Genomic DNA, 851 nt, shown 5'->3' with positions numbered 1-851 from the left:
GCTCGGCCATCGCCGCCTTCTGCCGCGACCACGGCCCGCTCGGCGGCGTCATCCACGCCGCCGGACTGCTGCGCGACGGGCTCTACCGCCATAAGACCGACGACGACCTGCGCGCGGTGCTCGCCCCCAAGACACTGGGATTGCTGGCGCTCGACCTGGCCACCCGCGATCAGCCGCTGGACTATTTCGTCGCCTTCTCTTCCGTCGCCGCCGTATTCGGCAACGTCGGACAGACCGACTACGCCGCCGCCAACGCCTTCATGGACGGCTATATGCGGCTGCGCGCCGCCCAGGTCCGCCAAGGCCGCGCCGCCGGGCGCAGCCTGTCCATCAACTGGCCGCTATGGGCCGACGGCGGCATGCAAATAGACGAACCCGCCCGACAACGCCTGAGCCGCGCTACCAGCATGGCGCCTCTTCCGAGCGAGACAGGCCTGCTGGCCCTGAGCTGGGCGCTGGCGGGCGAAGCGGAGCAATGCCTGGCGCTGCATGGACAAGCAGAAGGGCTGAGCAGACTGATGAGCTCGGGCCGCATGCTGCCGCAGGCTCAGCCAGCCGAAACGGCGCCTGCACCGCTCGCGGCCGAACGCGACGAAGGTGACGACGGCGCGCTGCGGGAGAAGGTGGAGGCGGCGCTGACGCGTGAAGTCAGCCAATTGCTGCAGGTACCGGCGCAAGAGCTGGATCTGGATGCGCAGTTGCAGGAGTTCGGCTTCGAATCGATCTCCCTGACGCAGTTCGGCAATCTGCTCAATACGCGATACGGTCTGGCGCTCAGCCCGACCCAGTTCTTCGAGACGCCAACCCTGCGCAGCCTCGCCTGCCATCTGCTCGACCATCACCATGCCGAG

Annotated in this window: 1 protein-coding gene; it reads left to right on the top strand. The window is 67.9% G+C overall.

Features of this window, described 5'->3' with window-relative positions:
- Positions 1 to 851 (top strand): beta-ketoacyl reductase (locus C2I19_RS22320; RefSeq protein ID WP_199181287.1); only part of this gene is annotated, 851 nt, incomplete at both ends.

Origin of the sequence: Chromobacterium alticapitis, from assembly GCF_002924365.1 — a bacterium.
Taxonomy (GTDB): Bacteria; Pseudomonadota; Gammaproteobacteria; order Burkholderiales; family Chromobacteriaceae; genus Chromobacterium; species Chromobacterium alticapitis.
This window is presented reverse-complemented; position numbering and strand designations above follow the sequence as displayed.